At 45.3% G+C, this 26986-nt stretch carries 23 protein-coding genes; 8 read left to right on the top strand and 15 right to left on the bottom strand.

Annotation, left to right across the window (positions count from 1 at the left end; translation table 11 throughout):
- Positions 1-7: 7 nt before the first annotated feature.
- A complete protein-coding gene (locus NST94_RS01500) occupies positions 8-1120 on the bottom strand; it encodes an extracellular solute-binding protein (RefSeq protein WP_076127039.1) in 1113 nt (370 codons plus the stop codon).
- A 279-nt stretch (positions 1121-1399) separates the two neighbouring features.
- Here NST94_RS01500 and NST94_RS01495 point away from each other — a divergent pair, with 279 nt between their 5' ends.
- Complete coding sequence (locus NST94_RS01495) at positions 1400-2167, top strand: hypothetical protein (RefSeq protein ID WP_076127037.1); 768 nt, start codon at positions 1400-1402, stop codon at positions 2165-2167.
- Between the two features lie 45 nt (positions 2168-2212).
- On the opposite strand, the gene NST94_RS01490 is transcribed toward NST94_RS01495, so the two are convergent.
- The 6 genes from NST94_RS01490 to NST94_RS01465 all read right to left on the bottom strand — a co-directional run bounded on the left by NST94_RS01490 (position 2213) and on the right by NST94_RS01465 (position 13373).
- On the bottom strand, positions 2213-2992 hold the full coding sequence (locus tag NST94_RS01490; protein ID WP_076127036.1) for an ABC transporter permease: 780 nt from the start codon (positions 2990-2992) through the stop codon (positions 2213-2215).
- Between the two features lie 15 nt (positions 2993-3007).
- Entirely contained in the window at positions 3008-3784 is a 777-nt protein-coding gene (locus tag NST94_RS01485; protein ID WP_076127034.1) for an ABC transporter ATP-binding protein, read from the bottom strand.
- A gap of 11 nt (positions 3785-3795) precedes the next feature.
- The gene (locus NST94_RS01480; protein ID WP_076127032.1) at positions 3796-4836 is read right to left on the bottom strand and encodes an ABC transporter substrate-binding protein; all 1041 of its coding nucleotides are present in this window, start codon (positions 4834-4836) and stop codon (positions 3796-3798) included.
- 22 nt (positions 4837-4858) lie between these two features.
- Entirely contained in the window at positions 4859-6313 is a 1455-nt protein-coding gene (locus NST94_RS01475; RefSeq protein WP_076127030.1) for an aryl-sulfate sulfotransferase, read from the bottom strand.
- A gap of 25 nt (positions 6314-6338) precedes the next feature.
- Positions 6339-6878 (bottom strand): MarR family transcriptional regulator, encoded by a 540-nt coding sequence (locus tag NST94_RS01470; RefSeq protein ID WP_036687318.1) that lies wholly within the window; start codon positions 6876-6878, stop codon positions 6339-6341.
- 579 nt (positions 6879-7457) lie between these two features.
- Complete coding sequence (locus NST94_RS01465; RefSeq protein WP_339281564.1) at positions 7458-13373, bottom strand: S-layer homology domain-containing protein; 5916 nt, start codon at positions 13371-13373, stop codon at positions 7458-7460.
- Positions 13374-13629: 256 nt separating this feature from the next.
- Here NST94_RS01465 and NST94_RS01460 point away from each other — a divergent pair, with 256 nt between their 5' ends.
- Complete coding sequence (locus tag NST94_RS01460) at positions 13630-14016, top strand: hypothetical protein (protein ID WP_038568262.1); 387 nt, start codon at positions 13630-13632, stop codon at positions 14014-14016.
- A 107-nt stretch (positions 14017-14123) separates the two neighbouring features.
- Here the strand turns inward: NST94_RS01460 and NST94_RS01455 are convergent, their stop codons facing one another.
- From NST94_RS01455 to NST94_RS01445, 3 genes are all read right to left on the bottom strand, one after another.
- Positions 14124-15140 carry an AI-2E family transporter gene (locus tag NST94_RS01455; protein ID WP_076101160.1) on the bottom strand — a complete coding sequence of 339 codons (1017 nt, stop codon included), beginning with the start codon at positions 15138-15140 and terminating at the stop codon, positions 14124-14126.
- 140 nt (positions 15141-15280) lie between these two features.
- Positions 15281-16465: a polysaccharide deacetylase family protein gene (locus NST94_RS01450; protein ID WP_248549159.1), complete on the bottom strand. Its 1185-nt coding sequence runs from the start codon at positions 16463-16465 to the stop codon at positions 15281-15283.
- 210 nt (positions 16466-16675) lie between these two features.
- Complete coding sequence (locus tag NST94_RS01445) at positions 16676-17233, bottom strand: transcriptional regulator (RefSeq protein ID WP_076101159.1); 558 nt, start codon at positions 17231-17233, stop codon at positions 16676-16678.
- Between the two features lie 195 nt (positions 17234-17428).
- On the opposite strand from NST94_RS01445, the gene NST94_RS01440 reads away from it, so the two are divergent.
- Genes NST94_RS01440 through NST94_RS01415 form a run of 6 tightly spaced genes read left to right on the top strand, consistent with a single transcriptional unit; the run spans position 17429 to position 22650 of the window.
- A complete protein-coding gene (locus NST94_RS01440; RefSeq protein ID WP_339281563.1) occupies positions 17429-18334 on the top strand; it encodes a sugar ABC transporter permease in 906 nt (301 codons plus the stop codon).
- 25 nt (positions 18335-18359) lie between these two features.
- Entirely contained in the window at positions 18360-19205 is an 846-nt protein-coding gene (locus NST94_RS01435; RefSeq protein ID WP_076127021.1) for a carbohydrate ABC transporter permease, read from the top strand.
- A gap of 35 nt (positions 19206-19240) precedes the next feature.
- Positions 19241-20587 carry an ABC transporter substrate-binding protein gene (locus tag NST94_RS01430; protein WP_339282117.1) on the top strand — a complete coding sequence of 449 codons (1347 nt, stop codon included), beginning with the start codon at positions 19241-19243 and terminating at the stop codon, positions 20585-20587.
- Between the two features lie 15 nt (positions 20588-20602).
- Positions 20603-21391, top strand: coding sequence for an HAD family hydrolase (locus NST94_RS01425; RefSeq protein WP_280753352.1), 789 nt, complete (start codon positions 20603-20605; stop codon positions 21389-21391).
- Positions 21388-21729, top strand: a complete 342-nt coding sequence (locus tag NST94_RS01420) for a multidrug efflux SMR transporter (RefSeq protein ID WP_248549163.1) — start codon at positions 21388-21390, stop codon at positions 21727-21729. The genes NST94_RS01425 and NST94_RS01420 overlap by 4 nt, the downstream gene beginning before the upstream one ends.
- 51 nt (positions 21730-21780) lie before the next feature.
- A complete protein-coding gene (locus NST94_RS01415) occupies positions 21781-22650 on the top strand; it encodes a metallophosphoesterase (RefSeq protein WP_076192526.1) in 870 nt (289 codons plus the stop codon).
- Positions 22651-22743: 93 nt separating this feature from the next.
- On the opposite strand, the gene NST94_RS01410 is transcribed toward NST94_RS01415, so the two are convergent.
- The 5 genes from NST94_RS01410 to NST94_RS01390 are packed head-to-tail and all read right to left on the bottom strand — an operon-like array spanning position 22744 to position 26972.
- Positions 22744-23193, bottom strand: a complete 450-nt coding sequence (locus tag NST94_RS01410; protein ID WP_076127012.1) for a hypothetical protein — start codon at positions 23191-23193, stop codon at positions 22744-22746.
- Between the two features lie 33 nt (positions 23194-23226).
- The gene (locus NST94_RS01405) at positions 23227-24144 is read right to left on the bottom strand and encodes an ATP-binding cassette domain-containing protein (protein WP_280753353.1); all 918 of its coding nucleotides are present in this window, start codon (positions 24142-24144) and stop codon (positions 23227-23229) included.
- Positions 24137-25156, bottom strand: a complete 1020-nt coding sequence (locus NST94_RS01400) for an ABC transporter ATP-binding protein (RefSeq protein ID WP_076127008.1) — start codon at positions 25154-25156, stop codon at positions 24137-24139. The genes NST94_RS01405 and NST94_RS01400 overlap by 8 nt, the downstream gene beginning before the upstream one ends.
- A gap of 15 nt (positions 25157-25171) precedes the next feature.
- Positions 25172-26017 (bottom strand): ABC transporter permease, encoded by an 846-nt coding sequence (locus NST94_RS01395; protein ID WP_036687295.1) that lies wholly within the window; start codon positions 26015-26017, stop codon positions 25172-25174.
- A gap of 4 nt (positions 26018-26021) precedes the next feature.
- Positions 26022-26972, bottom strand: a complete 951-nt coding sequence (locus NST94_RS01390) for an ABC transporter permease (protein ID WP_076127007.1) — start codon at positions 26970-26972, stop codon at positions 26022-26024.
- Positions 26973-26986: the final 14 nt, after the last annotated feature.

Here is a 26986-nt window from a genome sequence, read left to right as displayed (position 1 = left end):
ATGAATACTAATTCAAATGTACAAGCACACGTTCCTGCCACAATTGAGGAATGGTTTTTGCCGTCTCTTCCCATACCTTGTAATCACCAACAGGCTTAGCGTTAACATATTCCTCTTTTGGCAGTAGCTTAGCTGCAACATCATCCGGCAACGTTACACTGTCACGGATCGGACGAGCGTAACCTTTGGCAAGATTAATCTGTCCTTCATCGCTAAGGATGTATTGGCGTGTAAGCTTCGCCGCGTTAGGATGCGGCGCATATTTGTTGATGATCGTGGCATACCCGCTCACGACACTGCCTTCCTTCGGAATGGCTACCGCGAAGCCATCTTTGTTGATCTGGTCTCTATAGTTCAAAGCGTTGAAATCCCACAGCAGGGTAACTTCTACTTCCCCTTTTTCGATGTTGGCAAGGGAAGCTTCTGCATTGGAGAGACGTCCTTTTTTAGCTAAATCCTCGAAAAAAGCAATCCCCGGTTCAATGTTCGACTCGTCGCCACCAAAGGCAATTGCTGCGGCCAATACAGCCATCTGTGCTTGAGCAGCCTTGGTTACATCACCAACGATGATTTTGTAGTTACCGTTCTTCAGATCTTCCCAGCTCTTCGGTGGATTCGCCACGAGCTTAGTGTTAGTCAGAAAAGAAATGGTGCCTTGATAGCCGACGATCCAATTCCCGTCCTTATCCTTAGCCCAATCGGGGATTTCATCCCAGTAGGATGTTTTATAAGGCTGGGTTACCCCTTTATCCACGGCAACCGATCCAAACGCAATCCCCACATCTCCGATGTCGGCCGTTGGTTTGTCTTTTTCCGCATCAAACTTGGCAATTTCCTCCGCGCTCGACATATCGGTATCCGAATGTGTAAGACCATACTTACTGTTCATATCACTCCATGTATCTTTCCAGTTCGCCCAGGAATCCGGCATTCCTACACTGATGATACTGCCCTCTTCTTTAGCTTTACTCTCGATCTCAGTCAGACTTAATTCTTTGGTGCCAGCCTTTCCATTCGTTGTTTCTTCAGCCTTGGCCGAATTTCCACAAGCAGCAAGCAACAGGACGAGCAAGGATAACATTAGACCCATCGATAATTGATTGTTGATCCCTTTTTTCATGATTTCCCCTTCACTCCTATTTCTTATTTGCGGGCTCTTTATGCTCCAACTGTTAGGCACCCAATTGCAGTATAGGCGTGTACTATTTTCGCGGCATTAAGGAGAATAGGAATATTTGTAAATAAAAAGAAACGACCTGTCGTCTTTTTTAGATGACCGCCGTTTCCCTTAGAAATGTTTTTATGAAAATAATTACATTAATTACACTAAAATAGAACTTTACTGATGTATAGTAGTATTTATTCATAATAAGAAATGACCCTCAGAGGAGCTTGAAAAATGCTGTTTACAAAAATTCAGATGGTAACAGGTTTATTTCTATGTACTTTGCTTATCTCAGCTTGCAACAATGCAGCTACTCCTCCTAAAAATAACACGCCAGATACAAGTAATAAAATCATTCAAATAAACAGTGATCTTTACACCCTCCCATTACGTGATCAGAATACAGAACAATACAACTACGCTGTCAAAACCTCTGCCGGTATCGTATGGTTGCCAGCCCCAAAAATGAACATTGCCCCTGGAACAGAAGCAAATCCATTTTATTTTCCAACAGAGCCATTCACTTTCTATTTAAGTTCTCCTAATGAAAAATCACTAGCTGTAGAAAAGTCCAAGAAGCTATTGACGTTACCTTTAAATGATGGCGATGCTGTTCTGGTGGTTAGCGGCGTTTTTGGATTAGATGATTATATCCTCTATCATACCTTTTCCATTTTCACTGATGGAGCTCAGCCGATACGAGAACAAGCTTGGGTGATGAAGGTAGACGATCCAACATCTAATAAAGAAATTGCTCAATTCCATTCATCTGGAGGTAAATTTTATAGTTATGCAGTTGATGAAAAAGAAAAACTTTATCTATCGGTTTCCATACTTCCTGGAAATGCAGATGGTAGCTATAGTTACGAAGTTTATATTTATAATCTTCTGACTGGCAACAAAGAAAAAATAAATGATTATTCTCTTAATCCCTCATCACTGGATTCCATCCAATTTAATTACAATGACAAAAAATATTCGTATAAACTTCAGTCCAAGTAAAAAACTGCCCGACATTTCCAGGCAGTTTTACATGTATGAATATAACTACCGTCTACGCGCTGCCACACTGACAACACCGTATCTGTAAAGCACCTTCTTACCGAACCAGCCAAAAAGACGATCCGTAAAGAAGCCCATAAAGCCAAGGCAGAACAACCCGACAAAGATCCAATCCGTACGGAAAAACAACCGGGAATTCCAGATCAGATAACCTACACCTTCGTTCGAAGCAATCATTTCCGCGCCGATAATCGCCATATATGAGGTGCCCATCGCTAACCGGATACCCGTAAAAATATAAGGGATCGTCGCCGGAACAACCACATGAATCAGAATTTGCCACTCACTGGCGCCCATACTGCGGGCTGAGCGGATTTTGTCCTCTTCCACGGACATCACACCGGTTAAAGTATTCAGCACCACGATAAAAAAGGTGGCGTACATAATTAACGCAATCTTCGACTGCTCCCCAATACCAAACCATACTAAGAACAATGTAATGAATGCAATCGGCGGGATAAAACGGATAAAGTTCAGGAAAGGCTCCGCAAAAATACGGATCAAGTTCACCTTCCCAATGATTAGCCCTACGGGAATCGCCAGTAAACTACCGAGTACCCAACCAATGAGCACCCGGTAAAAGCTAATCCCGATATATTGCAGCAAGGTTCCGTCTTCCAGCAGCTCCCGTCCGCCCTTAAGTGTACTCCATGGTCCGGGGATCACATCGGGGCCATAGATTACAGCTCCAAGCTGCCAGACGCAGAACGTGGTAATCCATAGAAGGGTTACGGAAACCCACTTCTTCTCCACCCATTTTCTCATCTGTCTCACCCTATCCTATTCTTCGAAATGACCTTGAATTTGATTGTATAACGAGTAGAATTCCGGTGAGGTTACGTCCCGCGGATACGGCAGTGTATTATCATAAATATCCGTAATATTAGAAGACGGTCCTACGGACATAATGCCAATTCGTTCCCCCAGCAATAACGCCTCCTGAATATCATGAGTTACAAAAATCACCGTCTTATGTGTCTGGCGCCAAATGTTGACCAATTCCTTCTGCATCGTTCGGCGCGTCATCGCATCCAGCGCACCAAATGGCTCATCCATCAGCAGAATCGCTGGATCATTCGCCAGCACCCGAGCCAGCTGAACACGCTGCTTCATCCCCCCAGACAGCTCCTTCGGGAACTTCTCCTCATGCCCGTTTAGCCCAACAAGCCCGATGAACCTATCCGATATTGTGTGCCGTTCCCCCTTTGCGATTTTCTTCATCCGCAATCCGAACTCCACATTCTGACGGACGGTTAACCAAGGGAATAAGGAGGAATCCGCCTGCTGGAACACAACCGCCCGATCTCTGCCAGGCTTATTCACCTCTACATTATCCACCCGAAGATGCCCACCGGATTTGGAGACAAACCCGGCGATCATATTCAGCAGTGTTGATTTCCCGCAACCACTCGGCCCGAGTAGAACGAAGAATTGCCCACCTTTAATTACGAGATCTACATCTTTTATAATGTAGTGAACGTCCCCAGCAGTCGGTTCGCTGTAGCTTTTACGGAGCTGCTCAATATGAATGGTATGCTGCTTAGCAGGTAATGACATGCTGAACCCCCCTATTTCTTGTACGTAACCTCTTCTGGCAATGCCTTCGCCAGCGGCTCGAGATTCAGTTTACTATCCAGATCGAAATCCTTCTCAATGATTCCGTTGTCGACCATATATGTCTTCTGCTTGGTCAAACTGTCATACGCTGCTTGAGTAAATCCTAGTGCCCACGGATTATTCGGCAGATCTTTTATCGTTGATTCCTTAGGCTGCTTCACTTCCTTATACATCAGATCAGCAACCTCATCTGGGTGAGCCTGAGCATAGGCTCCGGCTTCATCCACCGCTGCTAGGAAATTCGCTATACCTTGCGGATTCTTAGCCGCAAAATCATTTCCCGTTACAATCCCCATCCCCAATCGAACCGTGGTTTTAGACATATCCGTCAGTTCATGAACACCTTTAAGTGCATAGAGCTTATCATTCAGAACCGAACCATAAAACCATGCTCCATCCACAGCACCTTGCTTCAAAGCGATATAAGCTTCATCAAAGGCACCCTGTCCTATTAACTCCACATCACCGAGAGCAGCATTATGCTCTTTCAAATATTCATCCCAAAGGTACGGAATGAAGGTGCCGCGTATGAAACTCAGCTTTTTCCCTTTCAAATCTTCAGCCTTCTGAATATCATCCTGTACGAACAATTTCCATTCAGTGGACGCTTCATCAGTCGCTAATCCCGCCGAGGCGATAATAGCATAATCGCCCTTCGCCACTGCGTTCAGCAAGGGGAAGTCTGCCCCGAAAGCCACATCCACCTGTTTAATAAAAAGGGCATTTACACCTTCCGCAGGGGAACCAAAGTTGACCAGTTCAGCGTCAATCCCGTGTTTGGCAAAGATGCCTTTATCTAGTGCCACCCGAAAAGTGGGATTCGTATTGATGTCAGCAATTTTTATCTTTAATGTCTCTGCTTTGCTATTCGCCGCTCCCTCTTTAGCGGCATTAGAGGCAGCCGCGTCGCCCTTGGAGCTGCAGCCCGATAAAAGGATAACCACTGATAAAGATAAGAGCAGAAAGCTTGAGCTGATCCATGATTTTTTCAACCGACCCATCTCCTCAAATTTGTTAATTTACCTTGCGGCTGCTGCCTTCATCCGTCGTCGCTACACAAGCAGCTCCTTCAACAAATGGCAGGGTTGTCGCCACACTTACCACAGAATCCGATCCTTTAGGTGCAGACCCCGGGACTCTGAACTGCGTTACGTCTATTGGCTCAATCGCTTGTTCAACTGGCGTTTCCAGCTGTGGTACCCATGCATATGGCACACGGTAGGAACGATAGACCATATTGGTATTTCTGGAGTCCGTAAATGGCGAAATATATTCCCATACCAGTTCATGTTCTGGCGTAACTTCAAAGAGTCTGCCGTTAGAACCTTCTGTAATTAAGGTGTTGCCATTCGGAAGCCGTTGAGCGGAGCTGATATATGGACTGTAGAATTTATAAGAATCGGTTGGGACAGAGAAACCTGCTTCTGCCGCTGTATATTGCCACTCTATCTCAAAAGTCACGGGATTAATCTCCAGAATTCGCGAGTGGTCGCGGAGTGCATTTTTTTGCCCAAAAGGAGAAGATGGATTTGGAAGACCATAACCGCCCCAGCCCCCGTTATCGAATACAAGTAAGTTGCCTTCTCCCGGCAAACCTTTCGGAATGATGTGCGCATGATGCTGGCCAATGATCCAGTCGATATGCTTCACTTCTGGCAGCGAGTAATCCGGACCGATTCTCCAAACGATGGCTCCGGTACGCTTATCCGTGATCGCAATAATATTTGCTTCACGCGCATCCCAGATCACGTTATCCGGATGGAAACGCTCATCCCCTGCATCGTAAAACTTATTGGGTCCTACATAAGAAGCCGAATTGATATGCAGCCAGTCTCCAACACCACCACCTAGATTTCCGAAAGAGCGTGAGTTAGGATCACGAAATAGTACATTTTTGGCCGCTTCATCAAAGCCTAGCTCATCAAAATGTTCATTTGGAGCCCACTCCCAGACGATATTCCCCTCCCAGTCCACCTCAAGGATCGTGTCATCAAGCAATTGTTTGTCGGAGATTTGAGGATTGTAGATGTTTTTATGAGCAAGAATTAGCGTTTTTCCACTGTCTACCTTGGGTTCAAGCCCCGGTGCAAAATATCCGACCGGATTGCCTTCGCGCTGATAGTCATGATGCTGGCGGGCATACCAGAGGGGTTCATAACCCGGATCTTCTATATGTTCATAGCTGTTATATTTCCACACGATGTTCCCATCCCAGTCCACCTGTACCAGATCTACATTATCCTGTATTCCGAATTTAGGATCTCTTCTTCCTGTGCTGCCCAGCACATAACCACCCGGGAAGATTTTAGCCGGAAATCCAAGCAGCCCCTTCCACAAATGCACCTCTTTACCGTTCATATCAATCAGTACAACACCTTCTTCACCAGCTTGAAATACGGTATAGCCACTCCAGGCTTTGTTAGGGTTATATACGGTTGCTCCAGTTGGATAAATGGTTGAATGTCCCATCGTTCATCTCTCCTACGTTCAATTTTTAGTAGCTAAGATAATTACTTTTTTTGGTGGTTGTTCGTGGCTTCTGTTCAAGGGTTGGAGAGGTCTCTGCATTCTCCTTGGCGAGCTTCAGCAGGATATCCGAGAATCCTTCCAAATTGCTAATGATCCGCTGATAAAAGTCATTTTGCTGCGCCAATTCCTCCTCCGTAAACCCCTCAAACAAAAGCGAAATACATCGTTCTCCGATGTTGCTGTTCTGCTCCGCCAGCTTGCGGCCTTTATCCGTAATATCCAGCATTACCGTTCTACGGTCGCCTTCTTTACGTCTGCGCACGGTATATCCACCCGCCTCAAGCTTATCGCTCAATGCGGTAATCGCACCTGAGGTGAAGTCTAGTTCATCCGCTAAGTCTCCTAGCCTTTGTTCACCATCGCGAATGATTTTGTGCAGAATCAGCATGCCTGGTAAGGAGATGCCTGCTACGGCGACCTTATCCCGCTCTTTCACGAATCTGCGAACCGCCTTGCGAAATGCCCAATCTGTCTCCTCCAGCTGTCTCCAATATTGTTCGCTCATGGCTTACTTACCTCTGCTTTCTCCCAATCAGCCCATAAAAAAAGACTCCCAGCACCTACCCCTGACAAGGGAAAAGTACGGGAGCCTTTGGTGGTCCAATCAGCTCAGTTGAATTATTTCACTGTTCATTTAATTACTGTTTAAGTATTGGTGATATCATATACCCCTTTATTCCTACCTGTCAAGTAAGTATTTTATATATTCAAAAAAAGAACACCTTCAAAGGTGTCCTCCAACTTGGAAGCTTATAGACCACTTTCCAGTACAAGCGCATGGCTGTCTTCATCATAAACCTGCATAAAAGATGATACGGCCGGTAAATAACGCTCTAACTGGTAAATATATTTTACCCGACTCCTGAATTGGCAGATTGGAGATATTTAATTTCACTTGCACTCCTTGCAATTTACCTTTTATTTTGAAAGATTCTGAAAATTTAAAATTAATTCAAAAATATTATATATGAAAAATCATATGAATAGTGGAAATTTCCTTTTTACATAGAAGAAAAAGGAGACTACACGCAAAAAAGACAAAAAGCAGGCCAGAGTCTCCTCAGCCTGCCTTTGCCAACCTATCTTATAATTTGATTATTCCATATAACAGTTTTGCGATTTCAGCACGGGTCACTTTGCCACGAGGGTCAAAGTTATTGTCGCCCTTGCCGTCAAGGATTCCCTTTGCTTGCAAATCAATTACCGCTTGCTTCGCCCACTCAGATACACTATTCATATCCTTAAAGCTTGCAGCAGCAGCAACGGAAGCTTGCAATCCTGCTTTATACTGCATCAGTTTCTGCAGGACAACTGCCGCCTCCTCACGAGTAATCGCATCTTTAGGTCGGAACTTGCCATCACTGCCTTGGATCAATCCAAGCTGGACAGCTTTCTCTATCGACTGTGCATAATAAGCATCTTTAGATACATCTGCAAAAGCACTCTGTACGATAGCCCCACTTGCTTCATCCAATCCGAGAGAACGAACGGCCAGTGTAACAAAATCTGCACGGGTTACATTCGCCTGTGGTCCATAATGCGTATCGTCGATCCCTTTAATCACATGCTTAGCCGTCAGCTTGGAAATATACGACTCTGCCCAGTGACCAGCAGTATCCCTAAATTGCTTATGGTATTCCAGTACCGCAAAGGAGGAAAAGTGATTTGTTGTGAAGGTAACGGTATTATCCTTAAACACTCCACCCAAATATTCCAACGTGCTGCCATTTACATAATAGACACCCGCAAAATCTGTATCGAGCTTAGCAAGCTGTTCCTTAGTCAGCGTCAAGGTAATCGTAACAACACCTTTAAGCTGGTGGATAGCCGTTTCTTTGCCTCCTGCAGATGTACTGAGGTTCAGCGTAACGTTAGCTCTGAATGGACTCATTCCAGCGTCATTGGCCTGTACAGATATCATACTCGTATCAATGCTTAGTAGCAGCATATCACTGCCTGCCGGAATGGCTGGTAAGGAGCTTGTTGGTACGCTCAAGGTAACGTTAGATGAAACAATATTCAAATTCAACTTCTTATCGACAGCCTGTTGAACAGCGGCTGCATCAAGAGCAATTCTAATCTGATCTTGAGCCGGGGTTGCTCCGCCTGCGCTAATCTTTAGGCTTCCCCCTGTAGCAGCTTCCTCTATCAGTTTCTTCAAGACTGACGGATCAGCTGTATACGTCCCATTACTTCCTAATGCCAGTTCAATGTTTCCTTTTCCCGCTCCAGGTGTGGCTGTAGGCGTCGGAGTCACTGTTGGCACTGGTAAAACTACCGGAGGTGCCGTTGTCACCTCTGGTGCTGGTGTCGGCGTCACTTCTGGCGATGGCGATACCTCTGGTGTCGGCGTTACCTCTGGTGTCGGCGTTACCTCTGGTGTCGGTGTTGGTGTTGGTGTCACCTCTGGTGTCGGCATCACATCCTCTTTTCCAGTGTAAAAGCCCCAGATATCTGAAAGCACACTACCGGAGTGATCATCCTCAACCTTTGTATACCATTGGTAGTAGCTATCCGGATTCAGCTTACTCCAAGTGACCTGAGTCTCCGCGCCACTCTCTACTTGTGGATTGGCCGCAATTTCCTGGTCGCTGTAAACCTTGACTCCGATATAGTCGGTAGCCACACGTTTAGTCACAGGCTGTAAATCCAGATCCAGAACGAACTCATCTTTGCCTGGATATTCGTCTTCATCATAGTAGTTATAATCATCCAAATAAGGCGAATAAGTCTTCACGCGAAGTTTGTTATTAGCAACATCGAACTGAAGCAGACGGATATAGCCGAGTCCCCCTTCTTCAGCGCCTTGGTAATCTGCCAGCATTTGATAGACACTGCGGTCTGGAATACCGTCACCGTTATCATCCAGCTCGTCTACCTTAAGCTCAGCATCATGATAATGGCCGGACAGTGCTGCGATTACGTTTTTGTTAGGTTTCACAACCATCTCAAAAATCTTATCTGCAATAGGTGCACGGTTATTAGAAACCAGCAAGTATTCATGGAGACAAAGAATCGCTTTACGCTCTGGATAACGGGCCACGATCTCATTCATCCATTCGATTTCTTCCTCAGCCAATCCCCAGCCCATGTATACAATAACAAAATCATTTCCGTTCGCAGACACTAAATCGTAATGGCCCCTGTTGTTGTCATAAGAGCCACCGAAGGTCGGCATATTCTTGAATCTCCACTCTCCAAAATACTCCCAGAATTTCGTGTAATCCCCGGTTTGATGGCCTACGTCATGATTACCCGCAAGAACACCATAAGGAATGTTAGCTTCCTCCAGAACCTTCATGTCCCGGTCAGCTTCCTTCCACTCATACTCCTGATAGGATTTATCCACGATATCTCCTGTATGAATAACGTATTTCAGGTTCAAGCTCTCTTTGTTGTCAGCTATCCATTCTACATTTTTACGGTAAATGTAAGGGTAGCTCTGTGAATAATATTGTGTATCAGACATCCATACAAAAGAAAAGTCATACGTATCTTGTGTTACTGTTAGTGCTGTCTTAGCCACCGAAGCAATTTCATCCTGAACCATTACTGCAATGCTATTTCCATTAGCATATTCTCCAGCTGTAACCGTGGATTTCAGCTCAAAATCCTCTGTTCCAGCGATTAAATGATCCAGCTGTACCCATGTTTCTTGAGCTGGACTCCATGCGTAGAGACTTACTTTACGTCCCGGCAACGAATTCCCTTTCCATTCAATATCTACACGATCTGACGCCTTAACCGACTCATCCAGCTTAATTTCATAACGCTGATAAGGGAATTGATCGACAGCATCATTAATTAAATATTGTCCGTCCACCGCACTTATTTTACTGTAGTCATCACTGCTAAGCGCTTGTTCGCCCGCAGGTACGGATTGTTTCGGCGGCTCTGTATCGGATGCATTTATAAACCCAGCAAAGCCTTGCTCCGGATGGTTAGCATCGTACTTAAATCCTCTAAAAAAGGTAACGTTTATATTATCCTGATTAGGATCTTCAACCTTAACCTTTAAAGTCGGATTAGTACCTACAGCGGTCTCCCAGTTTGTAGGAGAAATAAGCAGTGGCGCAAAGGGATTCTCATTCGGCACATGGAATGTAATTACCTTTTCTGCCTGATTGCCAATCCTGTCTAAGGCTGTGATAGAAAGCGTATGCTCCCCAGCCGATAACTTCCCGGATGAAGTAGCATAGGGCAGTTCAATAACATTACCATCCAGCTTCACGCTGACCTTATCTACACCCGCATAAGTATCCTTAACTTCAGCAGCAATTTCAAAATTGCCACGGTAAGTTTGTCCTTCTTCTATTAATGCTTTGATGGATGGTGGCGTGTTGTCAACAATTACGTTTGATGATACTTTCGTTCCACCTTCGGTAAGCGTTACTTTATGTTCTCCGTCAGTTGCTTCCTTAGTATTCCAGTTGTACGCCTTTGAACGGAACAAATCCGCTTTTAGATCAAACTGGAAGCCGAGGGATTCATGCTTACCTGCGCTGTCCCCCATCTTGATTTCCTTATCACGTTCTGCATAAGCCGGATCCCAAATTTCGGTACCATCTGCCAGCAGGAGACGAACATTTTTCACTTCAAAATCATCCTTATTCTCCTCAGGACGAGGATCAAATGGAGATGATTTAGAGCCCGCCCGAATGTAAATCACATTATCCGTACCCTTTTGTAAAGCGGCAGAAGAAATAGGAAAAGTCAATGTAGTATACGTAGTAATCGGGTCCATAAAGGTATACAGAATACTGGCATCTCCTAGTTCTTCCGGTCCCATCGTGATCGCATTTTTAAAATAATAGTCCACATTTTTAGCTTCAAATACAAAGTAGGCATCATTCTCCAGTGCATTATATGCCTCGTTATTGCCCAGTAACTTACTGTCAATGCTCAAGCCTAAGACATCAGCCTTAGCGGTGGCAGAGGTTCCCTTTACGGTCACGGAGCCATTGATCAACTGCCCTTCCTTCACATTCAAACGAAGGGGTGATTGATCCTGTCCTCCTGTAACTTTTACTTTTATTACTGGAGATTGTGTTTCATTCGTTCCATCAGAAACAACAAAGTAATACTGGATTTCATTTCTGCCAATCAAATCCGCAGAGGTCAATTTAAAGTGATACAAGCTGTCGTTGAAGTCTTGGGATAGATTGTGGCTAACAGCCTCCGGCTGCTTGTCCGAAGACACTCTAACTTCCACAGAAGTAACAGCTTTATTGTCATCAGCAAAAGCCTTCAAATCGAGACCCAGCGACTGATCAATCTCCGTTACGCCGGTCAGATCTTCTACTGTTGGTTTCTCTGTATCCGGCTCCACATGGATCGGTGTGTTTGGAAGTTGTGTTACATCCGTCTGGCCTGGTGACGGAACGGCTGACCCCGTACTGATCTTGAGCATTTTGCTCAGCCCATTCACAGGATACTTATATAGAAGGGCTTTATTCTCTTTGGTGTCATCACCTTTAGCTCCACCATCGTAGGTGAGGTCAGCATCATAATACGCGGAGGAAATTTCTTTTTCCGTGTTACTTTTGATTACGACTGCCCGGCGGCCAGAGTTCGCCATACCATCGCTTTTGATCAAAAAGAGATTGGTGCCTTCAATTAAGTTTGTGTTGAATTCTGTATTGAAATCATTAGCAGTGTAAGTACTATTGGCACTATTAATAACCCAGAACACCACGGACTGCTGTGCAGGAATAAGAAAGTTCTCTGGCGTCGAAGGCCACTTCACATCGGAAGCGTTACCTTTATCAGGATAACGATAATAGACCTTGTAGTCCTTGAAATTAACTGGTGCATCAGTATTGTTATAGACCTCAATGAATTCAAAAGCGTCGCTGCTCGTTCCTTTTACATTCGTCGAGTTTGGCAGCAGCTCTGTGATTAACAACGGCGGCACATTGTTCGGATCGAACGCCGGCACATTCACATGAACAAAATAACTCTCTGTCACATTGTTAACGCGGATGCTGTAATGCAGCTCCGGCTCTTCCAGCGCAGCTGCAGGAATCATTGCCGCATATTCATCCCCACCTTTTGAGGTCATGGTGATTACCGTATCTTTCGCCTGAGAAGGAGAGCCATACTGTAGCTTCACTACGGGTAGTGATCCATCTGCCCCGCTTTCCAGATTAGTAATCTTCGCACTGATAGGGAGATCGGCTGGATCGACACTACTCTGTGCAATATGTTCAATCACTGGCTGCTTGTTCCCAGGAACTAGCTCAGGCACTTGTTCTGCCTCTACGGTTCCAGGCGTAGCCACAACCGTTCCCGAATTCGCCATGAGGTTCATAACGGAGCTATCCGCTTGCAAATATTGATAGAAGATCCCGTTATTCTCCTTCACCTGTTCTTTTCCATAGGAAGCAGAAACAATTAGCGTATCTCCTGCTTTGCTTTTAATTTGTAAATTACGCGCAGAAGTGTTAGCCATCCCCCCGCCACCGTTGATCCGGAACAGATTCACTCCTTCCTGCAAAGCTGCAGAAGGATTAAAGTTTTTGATGAAATCCTCCGTAGGAACATTCAGATTATTGCCGTTCATAATCCAGAAAACAATATTTCCATGCGCCGGTATTACAGCATCACCATTAGGTGCCCATGTATCTTTGTCATTATAAAAGAAATAATAATCCTTAAAATTAACCGGCTTGTCCGTATTATTGTAGACCTCAACAAACTCGTAACCATCTACAGAGGTTCCATCTGTCCCTTTTACATTTTTAGTATCCGGAACAACTTCTGTAATCAGTAGCGCTCCTGGATTATTAGGTACCGCGTACACATCTGCCATTACAGTCGGTTGACTTAAAAGCGTGTTGAGCTCAACCTGTTCATCAAAATGCGCCTCTAATTCGGAAGATGTCTGCTCTGTCTCCAGCTGCTGCTCTTCGGCATACCCTGCTGGAGCCATTATTCCCAACATCAGACTGCTGGCAATTATGCTGGAAAATAAACGTTTAGCTTTTGCTGTTATTCTCAAAACTCCGAACACTCCCCATTTGTTTGATTGTGATTCAATGCATAAATATGCAATGAAGCTCATCTGGAAAGTATACCTGCGGTGTATTATCGCTATATCATAGCCGTGTTAAATCTTTAGGTTATTTTTAATATTGCTTAAGCTTCAGTTCAGCTTCGCGGGTTACAATATAACTAGTTAGAACCCATTTTAAACGATACTTTAGACGGATGCTTAAGCAAGATAAGTTATTGCAGAACAAGAAAAGAGGACTCTAATGGATATAAAAAGAGTGATCATAGTCGGAACGGTAGTTGTAGTGATGTCTTTCGGAAATGCTTGGACTAGTCTTACCGCTAATGCAAGTTCGCCTGTTAAATGGTCCACCGCAGAGGTCGCGGATCAAGACGAATTATTGGAGGTACTTAACCAGCCAACGGACGAGGATCTATACGAGGCCATATATGACGGTAAGTCACTTCAAGATATTGCATCAGAACAAGGCCAAGATATTGAAGCTGTAATCGATCTACAGGTTGCCCAGCTAACGGATCAATTGGATTCACGGTTAGCCGCTGGAAGCATAACAACCGAGCAGTATGCGGCATATAAAGCGGAGCTGAGGGACATCGTTTCAGATAGTGTCCATACTTCCTTCGGTTAAGGGAATACATACAGCGACGCTGTAACATACACACAAAAAAACCGGCTAAATGGATCTTCCATTTAGCCGGTTTTTGTATATTTAACACTTATTTTATAACAGAATCCCTAAGTTCCTATCTTGTTCTCTCTGTTAATCTCCAGAATATCAAGGAAGAATACAAAGATCGGAATCCCCAGAATCAGACCCCATACCCCGAGATAATGCTCAGAGAATAACAACACGATAAACGTATAGAACATAGGCAAATTCATTTTGGATGACATCAGTTTAGGATTTAGGAAGTAGCCTTCTACAAAATGCAGTACGGCAATCATTGCCAGTACGTATATCGTCATGACTAGGCCACCAATATTGTAACCAATAATACAAAGTGGGATTAGCGAGATAACAAAACCTACTACCGGAATTAAACTGAGCAAGAAGATCATAATGGATAATGCGAAAAGGTAAGGAAAACCTAAAATCCAGAGTCCGATCACCGTAAAGCATGTATTAAACAACGCGATCAGAATTTGTGCTTCGATCACTTTTCCGAAAGAGGAGATAAATTTTCTGCCAAAATACTCAAGCTCTACATAGAACCAAGAGATTTTGCTCTCTTTAAGGCGGGAAGTGAAACTAACGATCCTGTTCTTCTCAAGTATAAATACAAAGCTCAAAATGGTTGATAAAACAAAGCTGGTGCCCCAATTGCTTATTTTCAAGACATATTCAATACCGTCTTTCATGTACGACTGATAGTTCAAATCCTTAAGCTGGGCGAATATATACTGCACTATATCATTCTGCGGGATGTTCTCAGGGGTCAAATTGGTCAAAAAATTCGTTAACTGTTTAATCTGTATAAAAACCTTAGGCAGATAATTAACGAGGGTTATGACAACTACAGCGATTAAGGCAAGGTATAGAATAACAATAATCACTTTGCTGTTAACTGCTACATATTTGTTAATGCGCTTCGTGAGCAGCACTTGAAAGCTATTCATTACATACGCAATCAAAAACGTCAACAGTACCAAATTAAGCATATCTCTAATGCTGAATAGCAGCAGAGCAACCAATCCTAAAATCAAAAAACGCCGGACCGTTAAATTTGCGTAATAACGCTTAAACAATTCCATCAGTTCTCTCCATTCGCCTACCAATTAGTACTCTGTTTATAGTCTACAGTAAGGAATTCACTTATAGCAACTAGTGATTCGCCTAAAATGACGAATTTACTCACTTTTTGTAATCTCATCATCAATAAAAGTGACACTTTTTATGCTCCTGCATCCATATGAGTCAATTCAACGATTCGGCGTTTCGGATCATATTTCATATCTATATGCAGATCTTTGCATAATTGATGAAATGGAACCATCAAGGTTCCCTTCCTCATTTCAGGAGAATTCCTTACCATATTCACCTTTTGGTTGTTCAAGGTCAATTCCATAGGCAAATCGATATGCTTCATCTGATCAAGCGTCAACGCAGCGGTAAGTGTCTCACTTCCCCCGTTAATTCGTGCGGCATTCCGATCCGCTCTGGTGTTAATCCCATCCTCAATTTTGAAGGTCAGTGAAATCCCCAGCGAATCACAAACAGCCAGCAATCTGTCATTGTAGGACCCATAAGGAAAAGCAATCGCCGAATCCGTATTGCCCAATTCTTCCTTCAGCCTTTGCTCCGCCTTAGCCAGATCACGTGTAACTCTGCTGTAGTATTCGACATTCATCTCATTCCTGTTCTCATCATCAACATATAACAAGGCACTTGCAGCTGGCCGCTGCCCGCCCTCGGCATCGACAATCCCATAATGGTGCAAATCATAGGTATGACTATAAAATCCCATCCCAGCATGCTTCATTTCCCGCATTTGCTCCCAAGTGAGCTTCGGTACGCTATTCGGATCTGGGTGATCTATTGTAGATACGATAACAAAATTGACGGCTGTATATCCGTATTTTTGCAAAACGGGGAACGCCAATTTATAGAAACTCTCATATCCATCATCAAAGGTCAGCAGCACTGCATTGTCCGGAACTGCGCCGTTATTCAGCATAAATTCACGGTATTCCGCCATGGTGATCACATGAAAACCTTCCTGCTTCAGCAGATTCATTTGATCATCAAACCGATCAACCGATAACACCCAAGGAAACTGTGGCATGGGCTTCTCAGAAAGATGATGATACATCAGCACAGCCACCTGATCTCTGTAGTAAATACCTTTTGGAAGAGGTCCGGATTTCTGCCAGCCGATTTGTGTATTTAGTGCCTGTTCAGCTACCGCCTTCGGGATCATAAGATCATCAGGCGAGGCTGGATTGGCAGCTATCGTCTTTATCATTTGACCATTTACGTTAATAGTTATTGTTGAAGGTTCACGTTGTGTATTCAAAATAGCAGCAAGGCTCAGCAGTAGAACTATGACAACAAGCAGCATATATTTTTTTGTTTTCAATCTCAGAATCTCCTTAACAACATTTCTTGTCCCTATGTAACTATATATTTTATGGAAGTTCCACCTGCTATTGGTTACATTTTCTTCTTATTTTTGTTTCTTTATCATAAAAAAGAGGGCGAACCTCAAGCCTGAACCGGCTTAAGGAACACCCCGCAAAAATGGAGATCTATATACAATTATGTACATCTATATGTGATTGTAGACGGTCTAGGACCTTCTCTTATCTGCGAAGTAATTCTCTTCCCCAAGCTCGTCCACGAACTGCTGCAGCCAATGATAATATTGAACGGCATGCTCCAGCTTCTCCAGATCCTTCAGGCAGAATTGCCGCTCCTCCTCAGACGTATCCACGGCTTGAACCAATCCCTCCAGCTCAGGAATGACAACGTCTAAAGCGTGCTTCATGACATCAATCTCCCGCTGCAGCTTCATCCCAAAAAAGTTCTTAAAGGTCTGAAAGAAATCTGTTTCCACTGCATACAGATCCTTTCGGTCCCGCTTCTCCTCCAGCTTAGTGACCATCTTGGAGGCCATCAAAGAACGGACTCCATAGCTCATATTACTCTTGCTCATATTCATCACATTCTTCATCTCTTCAAGCGTCATCGGACGGTCTTCAAAGAACATAATTCCATACAGCTGCCCGAATGAATAATTCGCACCATATAGGTCCATCGTCTGAGCAATCGCATCGATCATCGGACGCAGCAGCTGCTCGCGTGGAGATAAGTCTTTATTCTCTTCACCAAAGGCTACCTGTTTCATAGCTGCACCTTCATTCCACTTAGAATCTACCCTTCTATTTTACACAAAATAGCAACTACCTGCGCTAATCTCTTAATTTTTTACATAATCTCGCATCGATCTTTACGTCCACTTGACCACGCAGCCGCTCGATGAGTGTACAATTTTTTTTGAACGGAAGAGCTTGCCTCAGAATTATACCGCAAAAAACAGAAGATGGAATGGGGTATCGACAGAATAATGAAACGTTCGAGATTTATAGGGGAGTTGAAACCGGTGCTCTTCACCTTGCCGGCAATGATTCCATTCGTTGTATTTTGGCTAGCGCCATTACTTTATGTATTTTATCTCAGCTTTACCGAATGGGACTTCATGAGCCCTGAGAAAACCTTTGTCGGACTAACCAACTATCTGGATCTTTTCAGCAATCCTGCCTTCTATAAAGCACTTAGAGTGACTCTGTTATTCTGTGCCGGAAGTGTGCTGCCCGTTATTCTGATCGGACTTGGACTAGCACTCCTGATGAACGGGAAGCTGAAAGGCTCCACCCTATATCAGGTATTGCTGTTCTCCCCTTGGGTCACGCCGACCGTGGCTGTATCCATTGTCTGGTCCTGGATCTATGAACCCGAAATCGGCCTTGCCAATACTGTACTTGACCTCTTAGGTCTAGAAAAAATCGGCTGGCTTCAAGACCCTAAATGGGCGCTGCTTGGCGTTCTGCTCGTGACAATATGGAAATCGGTAGGCTGGGCGATGATTTTTTATTTGGTGGCACTACGCAATGTCCCTACAGATCTGCTGGAAGCAGCTCAACTGGATGGAGCAAATGCTGTTCAAAAATTCAGCCGTATTACCTTACCGCTTATCTCACCAACGACACTGTTTCTGTTCATCGTACAGATCATTGGTGCCTTACAGGCATACGACCAGATTAATGTACTTACACAAGGTGGACCCTCAGGATCAACACGCACCTTGCTCTATATGTATTATCAGTCTGCCTTTGAAGCCTTTCAGATTGGAGAAGCCTCTAGTGTCGCAATAATTCTGGTATTTATATGTATGCTGCTCTCCGTAATCTCACTAGAGGTTAGTAAACGGACAACCCATTATCAATAACAACTGCTGTAAAGGAGAACGACTGATGAATGCAACGATCGTACGCGTGGGCAAGCTGACCCGCCATCTATTTTTTACAGCTATTGCACTGATCATGGCCTTCCCCTTCTATTGGATGGTCACCAGCGCCTTAAAAACCAATGATGAAATCTGGCAGTCTCCGCCCACAATCTGGCCTAAGGATGCGCTGTGGAGTAATTTTTCAGCCGCCTGGCACGAAGCCCCTTTCTTCAGATATATGGGCAATAGCATATTTGTCGCTGTGTCGATTGTTATTCTGCAGGTCATAAATTCCGGGATGATGGCCTATGCGCTTACGCATATGAAATTCCGCTTCAGAGGGCTGTTCTCAGGCGTTATTCTTTTCGGCTATATGGTTCCAGCCACCGCTGTTTATCTTCCCGGATATTTGGTATTGTCCCAGCTCCATCTACTGGATTCATATGCCGGATTAATTCTATCCAACTGTGTAAGTGTCTTCTCCATCTTTCTAATTCGCCAAGCCTTCCTTCAGGTTCCCCATGAGCTGGTGGAGGCTGGAGAAGTGGACGGTTCCTCACATATGCGGATTCTGTGGACCATTCTTGTCCCCATTACACGTTCTTCCTTTGCTGTGCTAGCCCTGATCACCTTCATTGATCAGTACAATAACTATTTCTGGCCGATGCTGATCACCAAAGACCCGAATCTACAGCTAGTCTCGGCGGGTCTGCGTAGTTTCTTTACTCAAGGAGGTGCCTACGGATTAAAATGGCCGCTGATCATGGCCGCTAGCGCATTCACCATCGCCCCGTTGCTGCTAGTATTTCTACTAGCTCAGAAAACGATCATGCAAAGTGTCAATATGACCGCTGGTTCCAGCAAAGGATAAGCTAACAATTCTATTTTAATAAGAGGAGAATGATGATGAACGTATTGAAGAGACTGTCTACCCTGTCTTTAGTTGCCGGATTTACAATGTTAACAGCTTGCGGAGGAAATGCGAATACAGGCAATGTTACAGCGGCGAATGGAGCTTCTTCCTCCCCCTCCACAGAGGCTGCGCCCACACAAAATGCACCGGTACCAATTGAATTCTGGTATGGTCTCGGCGGCAAGCTTGGTGAGAATATGGAGGCACTGATTCAGAAATTTAATACCTCTCAGCAAGAGGTCATCGTCAAAGGTATCGCGCAGGCAGACTACACGGAAACCGAACAGAAGCTGCAAGCAGCTATCGCTACAGGAAAAGTACCTGCGGCTGCTCTCTCCTCCAATGTAGATTGGGCCCGTAAAGGATATTTCGCTCCGATAGACGAGCTTATGGCACTGCAGCCAGATTTTAATAAAGAGGATTTTGTCCAAACCTTTCTAAATCAGGGCCAGGTTGATGGTAAGCAATACTTCCTGCCGATGTATGGAACAACGCAGGTCATGTACTACCGCAAAGATGTTTTTGAGAAGAATGGAATTGATGCGAGCACATTAAAGACTTGGGAAGATCTGGCTGCCGCAGCTGCGAAAATGACAGTGAAGGACGGCGGCAAAACCACCCTTTATGGTTGGGAGCCTATGTGGGGTTCAGGGAACATGATTGATGCCGTACTCAGCAAAGGAGGCACTATCCTTAGTGAGGATGGAAAACAAGTTATGGTCGACTCTAAAGAGTGGATTGAAACCTGGGATTTGTTCCGCAAGTGGATTCACGAGGATAAGATCATGCGGATTCATTCCGGCGGTCAAGGCTGGGAGTATTGGTACAAGACGATTGACGATGTAATGAAGGGTCAAGCCGCAGGCTACACTGGCTCCAGCGGCGATCAGGGCGACTTGGACTTCAGCATTGTTTCGGCTATGGAGCAGCCAGGCTGGGCAGGGATCGGTGAGGGCAAACCCGTAGCCCAAGCCCTTATGGCCGGCATTCTATCCAAAGCCAGCGACAGTGAAAAGGAAGCAGCTATGAAATGGCTAACCTACTTCACGAATGCTGAGAATACTGCGTCCTGGTCCATTAATACGGGATATATTTCGGTGCGCCAATCCGCATTGCAAGACCCGGCGTTTGTGTCATTCAGCGAAAGCAATCCACAGATTAAGGTTCCATTGATGCAAGCTTCTCATGGTTCTGCACCTTTCCAAGACCCAACTGGCGGCAAAATTAACGATGCGTTGACAATCGCCGCAGATAAGGTGCAAATTGAGAATATCCCAGCAGCACAAGCACTTAAGGAAGCACAAGAAACGGCACAAGCAGCGCTTGATAAATTAAAATAAAGGGCGGTGGACTTCATGTCTGAGCTCATCACTCCACAAGGCAGATATGCTGTAGCAGCTATTCTATTCGATAAGGATGGTACGCTGCTCCAGTTCGTATCCCTCTGGGGCAGCTGGGGCGAATGTTTTTTAGAGAGATTCACGAAGTATATGAAGGAAAAAGGACTACAGATTGCAGAAGAGCAGCTCCCTGCATTAATGGGAACTGTACACAATGCCCAGGGGAGCATTACCGATTATGATCGCAACGGACCGCTGGCTATGGGGACTATGAGTGATCTTTATGCCATTCTGTCATGGCAGGGTTATCTGCAAGGTTTATCTTGGGCGGAGTCCATGGAGCTTGTCCATCAATGCCGTCTCGAAGCGGATGTTAGGTTAGAAGAGAAACGCCCCGTTCACTCCCTTCCGGGACTTCATCGTTTTCTTGATGAGTGTGTGAGTGCAGGCATTCCTCTCGCCGTGGTGACCGCAGATGAAACAGAGGCCGCAGACAAACATCTCCAATGGCTGGGCATACGGCATTATTTCTCCGAGGTAATTGGAACAGATCTTGTGGATCAGGGTAAACCTTTCCCCGACATGGTGCAGCTTGCCTGCGAAAGGTTGGCCGTTGAACCCGCGCACACAGCAGTTATCGGTGATACTAACGGGGATATGCGAATGGCTAAAGCAGCGGGTGTACAGGTAGCTATCGGCCTAGCAGAAAGCGACGGTACTAGTGCTTCAACACATATTCTCCCGGATGCAGATCTCATTGTACAATCTTACGCTGAGCTCAGAATTGAGGTTACTTCCCTGTGAGAATAGAAGGAATATGGGCATGGATGTTTCTGGCGCTGGCTATTGTGTTCGAACTCTCAGGGACCCTCTCAATGAAAATATCTCAAGGGTTCACCCAGCTCTGGCCTTCCGTGCTTATGTTCCTGTTCTATGGAGCCAGCTTCACCTCCCTGAATTATGCTCTCACCTCTATTAAGGTAGGCGTAGCTTATGCGATATGGTCAGGAGCGGGAATCATCCTGATTTCCTTCATAGGAACCCTGTTCTTTGAAGAAAAGCTAACCCTATCCTCACTACTTTGGATAGCCGTCATCATTGTCGGGATCATAGGACTGAATATTAGCGGCAAGACGCATTAGCGAACAGCAACAGTATTGGATAGGTTCATAGATGAAGGAGGATGCCCAAACATGAGTACGAACACATCACCTGAAGATAAACCAGTTATCACCTTTCAGATCATTACGGATACCCATGTCACTGCTGACCGCAATCATGAGTACAATCTTAACTTCGAGCTGGCTCTCCGTGATATAGCAGCGCATGGGGAAGGCAGCAGCGGGATTATGCATATCGGTGATGTCACAGACCACGGCTTCCCTGCTGAATACGAAGAAATGCTTCGTATCCTCAAACAATACAAAACCGAACTGCCCGGGATTACCTTTACCTTAGGCAATCATGATGTGGGCCTCGGAAATTGGGAATCACGTTTAGGAATGTATACGTCACAGACCGGAATGTCCGGACCCTATCATGATCACTGGGTCAATGGCTATCATTTTATTATGCTAGGGACAGAACAAGGATTGCCCAAATTCTGTGATCTTTCTTCTGAACAGCTTGATTGGCTGGAGCATAAGCTTGGAGAACAAGCTTCACCAGATCAGCCTATCTTTCTCTTCCTGCATCAACCGCTTAAAGACACCGTAGCCGGATCGCTGGAATCGCAAGATTGGTATGGTGTCACACAAGATAAGGAATTAAAAGAAATCCTGTCGAGATACCCTCAGACCTTGTTATTCACTGGACATACCCATTGGGAGCTGGAGGTAGACAACACTATGTTCCCTGGCGATGGAGAGATCGCAACGATGTTTAATGCTGCTTCTGTCGCCTATCTTTGGACTAATGAAGATAAACATAAAGAGGGCAGCCAAGGCTTCTATGTAGAAGTGTATAGCGATAAAGTGCTTGTCCGGGGCAGAGATTTTAAGACAGGAAGCTGGATTGAGGCTGCACAATATGAGGTAGCTTACCCAGCGGTAAACGTATATTAACGATAAGCATTTAAGCGAGAATTATAACAAAAAAACGATTGTGCACAGGGAGTCCTTCCCCGCAACAATCGTTTTTTACTGTAGCTATTCAGCTTAACGTCCAATCGGTGCAATCTGGTAGACAGCTGTATCTCCAACCGCTGCCTTCGTATCGCTCTCGATCTGCCAACCGAAGGATAACACAGAAGCCAAACGTTCCTTCTCGGCCAAGGTTAAAGCCACCTCAGCGGCTTCCTTACCTTCCTCAAGCTCCAGAGCCGCTTCTTTGCCCAGAGCTACCCATATCCAGCTGCGAATCCCACGAATCGTGTTGTATTTAATCTGATAGCCTGTCTTCACCGCTTGCCCGAACAACTCCGGCTGCTCTGACTGCAACGTAGTCAGCTGCTTATAATCAAATTGGTATTCGCTCTTGTCAACGGGCAAATCGCCCTCTGCCACTTTACGAAGAATATCCTCATCAGACCACCCCAAGGAGCGGAGTGATTCCACCAATAACGCATCCCACTGGGATAACTTTACCCGGTTTAAGTTCTCTGACATTCTGATCCCTCCCAATCTATATATAGAGTCTAATCATACCGTAAAATCATAAGCAACATAATGGCCCGGACTTACTTCCTGTAGTGTGGAAGTCTCAGCTCTGCCATACTCTTGCGAATATCCGTCTAAAATAATTCTCTGATTGGCCCGCCGGGGATCCGTCTCCAAGATGGAAGACAGCAGCGCCTTTGTATAAGGATGAATAGGATTCTCGTACAGCTCATCACTTTCGGCTACCTCTACTAGACGACCGCCATACATCACGCCGATCCGGTCAGAAATATGCCGTACCATCGACAGATCATGTGCGACAAAGAGATAGGTCAAGCCGAATTCGGACTGCAAATCCTCCAGCATGTTCACTACCTGAGCCTGGACAGACACGTCCAGCGCTGAGATCGGTTCATCACACACGACAAACTCAGGTCTTACGGACAATGCTCTGGCAATCGAAATCCGCTGGCGTTGGCCACCGCTGAATTCATGCGGGAAGCGGTAGAGATGTTCTCTTTTTAAACCTACCTTTTCCAGCAATGCCGCAACAGCTTCTTTGCGTTCTTCACCTTCGTGGATGCCGTGGATTTTCATCGGCTCACTGATCAGATCAAGCACACTTAAGCTTGGATTAAGTGATGAATAGGGATCTTGGAAGATCGACTGAATGCGTCTGCGAAAAGGTTTTAGCTGCTTCTCTCCAAGCTTGCTCAGCGGCTGCCCGTCAAAAGACACTTCACCGTCTGTGTAGTCATATAAGCGCAGCAAGCAGCGTCCAACCGTGGACTTGCCGCTTCCCGACTCTCCAACCAGCCCAAAGGTCTCTCCCTGACGAATCTGAAAGCTTACGCCATCTACTGCCTTAAGCACCGATGTATCGCGTCCCCACATATCCTTGCCTTTGGAGAAATGTTTTTTGAGATTATTTACGTCCACTAGAATCTTATTGTCACTCAACCGAACCGCTCCCTTCAACGCCAGCTACAGCTGGAGTCTCCTGCACACCATCTGCTAACCAGCACATCGAACGGTGACCGGGCGATAATTCGATTACCGGAGGACGTTCGCTGCAACGGGCAAAAGCATTAGGGCAACGTTCCATAAAGGGACAGCCAGAAGGAGGATTCAACAAATCCGGAGGTGTGCCTTCGATTGGAATTAGACGTTCACGCGATTTGCCGTCACGTTTCGGAATGGAGCGAAGCAGACCTTTCGTGTAAGGATGCTGTGGGCGATAAAAAATATCCTCCACCGTACCTTCCTCCATCACTAGTCCACCATACATTACGATAACCCGTGTACATACCTGAGCCACCACACCCAAATCATGAGTGATCAGTGCTATAGCTGTACTGGTATTATTTTTTAGCTCTTTAAAAAGATCAAGAATTTGGGCCTGTATTGTTACATCAAGCGCAGTTGTCGGCTCATCCGCAATCAATAGCTCTGGCTGGCAGGAAAGAGCCATAGCGATCATGACCCGCTGCCGCATCCCGCCGCTGAATTCATGCGGATACTGCTGCAGCCGCTGCTCAGGATTATTAATGCCCACCTGCCGCAGGATACTTGCTGCCTCTTTAAACGCTGCTTCCTTATTTAAGCCGCGATGCCGCCGGATGACCTCCGTAAGCTGCTGGCCGATTTTTTTCACAGGATTAAGAGAAGTCATGGGGTCCTGAAACACCATCGCTATGCGGTTACCGCGCAGTTTTCTCCACTCTTTTTCCGAAAGGTTAGATAAATTGTCACCACGAAAATTAATATTTCCAGCGATAATTTTACCCGGAGGTGTAATCAACGACATAATCGCCTTCGCAGTTACACTTTTCCCGCTTCCGGATTCACCAACAATCCCTACCGTTTCTCCAGCATCTATATGAAAGCTAACGCCACGAACTGCCTGATTCTCTCCATCCCGAGTTTGGAAGGAAACCTTCAAATTCTCAACAGACAATAGCCGTTCCGTCATGATGTCTTCACACTCCTATCTTCGGATCAGCTTCGGTTCAAAGCCAACCCGCAAAATATCGCCCAGAACATTAAAGCTCAGAACCGTTAATAGTATCAATAACCCCGGGAACAATGCCAAATAAGGTGCCTGAGCGATATATCCCTGCGCATTGTTAAGCATACTGCCCCAAGTGGCATTCGGAGGTTGTACCCCGAACCCAAGGAAGCTTAGGGACGACTCCATCATTATCGCGGAAGCGATATTATTCGTCGCACCTACAATCACAACAGGTACTAGCCCCGGAAGAATATGACGCCAAATAATTCCGAAGTTGCTCTGGCCGGAAGCTTTTGCATACAGTACATATTCCCGTTCTTTAATCGTCATCGTCTCCGCACGAATCACACGGGCAATGTTCATCCACATTAATAGAGCAATGATTAAAATGATGTTTCCTACACTCGGCTTCAAAAATACGCTGAGCAGCAGCAGCACAAGGAAAGATGGAATGGACATCACTACATCAAGCATCCGCATCAATAGATTATCAATCCATCCGCCAAAATATCCACTGATTACGCCCACCGTCACACCTATACCCGTGGCGATGATCATTGAAGCAAAACCAACTAGCAAAGATACCCGGCCACCATACAAAGCTCGGGCAAAATAATCCCGGCCGTAATCATCCGTACCAAACCAATGATCCGCCCCGGGTGCCTTCAAACGTGCCAAAACATCCATTGCATTCGGATCATGTCCGGATAAAAAAGCAAATATAGAGCCTAGTGTGAAGACGATTAAAGTAATGAGGGCTGCGACACCCAATTTATTCGTAAATAGCTCATCTCCAACACTTTTCCATTTACTGCGATTCATGAGGTCACCTCGTTAATTTAATTCGTGGGTCCACGAAGCTATATAGAATATCCGCGACCAGATTGCCGATGATCAGCATTAAAGAAGAGAACAAAGTTATTCCCATAATTACGGGATAATCCATCCCTTTAACCGCAGTCATCCCTAAAGAGCCAATACCCGGCCATGAAAATACCGTCTCCGTTACAATTGCACCCGCCACCAGATCACCCATCGACATCCCGAGCAATGTAATTACTGGCAACAGTACATGCTTAAGCACGTGACGGAACAGAATCGTTGTCTTGCTGGATCCAAAAGCATATTGAATCTGCACATATTCTTCTTTTAGCTGTCCAATCGTACTAGAGCGGATGTATCGTACGTAACCGGCCAGAAATCCAAACGCCAATACGGCGCAAGGCAAAATACCATGCTTCAATACATCAACCGCTGATTCCACACCAATGGTTCGCATCCCCATTATAGGCAGCAGGTGCAGCTTAATTGCGAATAAGTACATAAGTAAGATGGCCAGCCAAAATAAAGGCACTGAAATTCCGATATAGGATAAAAAATTAATTACTTTATCCACCCAGCGGTTCCGGTTAGCTCCAGCAAGCAGACCCATCGGGATCGCCAACAGAACGGCTAAGCCGATTGCACTGCCCATCAAACCTGCTGTTGCAGGTAAACGTTCTAGAATTTGCTCCAATACAGGCTGATGATTCACAAGGGAATAACCGAAGTTGCCCTGCAGTACTTCTTTGATCCATATAAAATATTGAATGTAGGCTGGCTTATCCAGCCCAAGGTTATGCCGGATGCGCTCAATATCATCCGCGTGCATATTCGGCGTAACGAAGGATAGTACCGGATCCCCCGGAGCCAGCTTAATCATCGCAAAGCACACAACCGAGACAAAAAACAGCATCGGCAGGGTTTGCAGTAATCTTCGGACGATAAGTTGTCTCATACGTATATTCTCCC

Source organism: Paenibacillus sp. FSL H8-0282, assembly GCF_037963825.1.
GTDB classification, from domain to species: Bacteria; Bacillota; Bacilli; order Paenibacillales; family Paenibacillaceae; genus Paenibacillus_AQ; species Paenibacillus_AQ odorifer.
The sequence above is the reverse complement of the archived record's forward strand: the minus strand, read 5'-3'. Positions and strand labels throughout refer to the sequence as shown.

What these genes read in the sequence shown, in the direction of transcription:
- NST94_RS01500 (WP_076127039.1), bottom strand. Translation starts at nt 1,120, where the DNA reads ATGAAAAAAGGGATCAACAATCAATTATCGATGGGTCTAATGTTATCC.
- NST94_RS01495 (WP_076127037.1), top strand. Translation starts at nt 1,400, where the DNA reads ATGCTGTTTACAAAAATTCAGATGGTAACAGGTTTATTTCTATGTACT.
- NST94_RS01490 (WP_076127036.1), bottom strand. Translation starts at nt 2,992, where the DNA reads ATGAGAAAATGGGTGGAGAAGAAGTGGGTTTCCGTAACCCTTCTATGG.
- NST94_RS01485 (WP_076127034.1), bottom strand. Translation starts at nt 3,784, where the DNA reads ATGTCATTACCTGCTAAGCAGCATACCATTCATATTGAGCAGCTCCGT.
- NST94_RS01475 (WP_076127030.1), bottom strand. Translation starts at nt 6,313, where the DNA reads ATGGGACATTCAACCATTTATCCAACTGGAGCAACCGTATATAACCCT.
- NST94_RS01470 (WP_036687318.1), bottom strand. Translation starts at nt 6,878, where the DNA reads ATGAGCGAACAATATTGGAGACAGCTGGAGGAGACAGATTGGGCATTT.
- NST94_RS01460 (WP_038568262.1), top strand. Translation starts at nt 13,630, where the DNA reads ATGGATATAAAAAGAGTGATCATAGTCGGAACGGTAGTTGTAGTGATG.
- NST94_RS01455 (WP_076101160.1), bottom strand. Translation starts at nt 15,140, where the DNA reads ATGGAATTGTTTAAGCGTTATTACGCAAATTTAACGGTCCGGCGTTTT.
- NST94_RS01445 (WP_076101159.1), bottom strand. Translation starts at nt 17,233, where the DNA reads ATGAAACAGGTAGCCTTTGGTGAAGAGAATAAAGACTTATCTCCACGC.
- NST94_RS01440 (WP_339281563.1), top strand. Translation starts at nt 17,429, where the DNA reads ATGGAATGGGGTATCGACAGAATAATGAAACGTTCGAGATTTATAGGG.
- NST94_RS01435 (WP_076127021.1), top strand. Translation starts at nt 18,360, where the DNA reads ATGAATGCAACGATCGTACGCGTGGGCAAGCTGACCCGCCATCTATTT.
- NST94_RS01430 (WP_339282117.1), top strand. Translation starts at nt 19,241, where the DNA reads ATGAACGTATTGAAGAGACTGTCTACCCTGTCTTTAGTTGCCGGATTT.
- NST94_RS01425 (WP_280753352.1), top strand. Translation starts at nt 20,603, where the DNA reads ATGTCTGAGCTCATCACTCCACAAGGCAGATATGCTGTAGCAGCTATT.
- NST94_RS01415 (WP_076192526.1), top strand. Translation starts at nt 21,781, where the DNA reads ATGAGTACGAACACATCACCTGAAGATAAACCAGTTATCACCTTTCAG.
- NST94_RS01410 (WP_076127012.1), bottom strand. Translation starts at nt 23,193, where the DNA reads ATGTCAGAGAACTTAAACCGGGTAAAGTTATCCCAGTGGGATGCGTTA.
- NST94_RS01400 (WP_076127008.1), bottom strand. Translation starts at nt 25,156, where the DNA reads ATGACGGAACGGCTATTGTCTGTTGAGAATTTGAAGGTTTCCTTCCAA.
- NST94_RS01395 (WP_036687295.1), bottom strand. Translation starts at nt 26,017, where the DNA reads ATGAATCGCAGTAAATGGAAAAGTGTTGGAGATGAGCTATTTACGAAT.
- NST94_RS01390 (WP_076127007.1), bottom strand. Translation starts at nt 26,972, where the DNA reads ATGAGACAACTTATCGTCCGAAGATTACTGCAAACCCTGCCGATGCTG.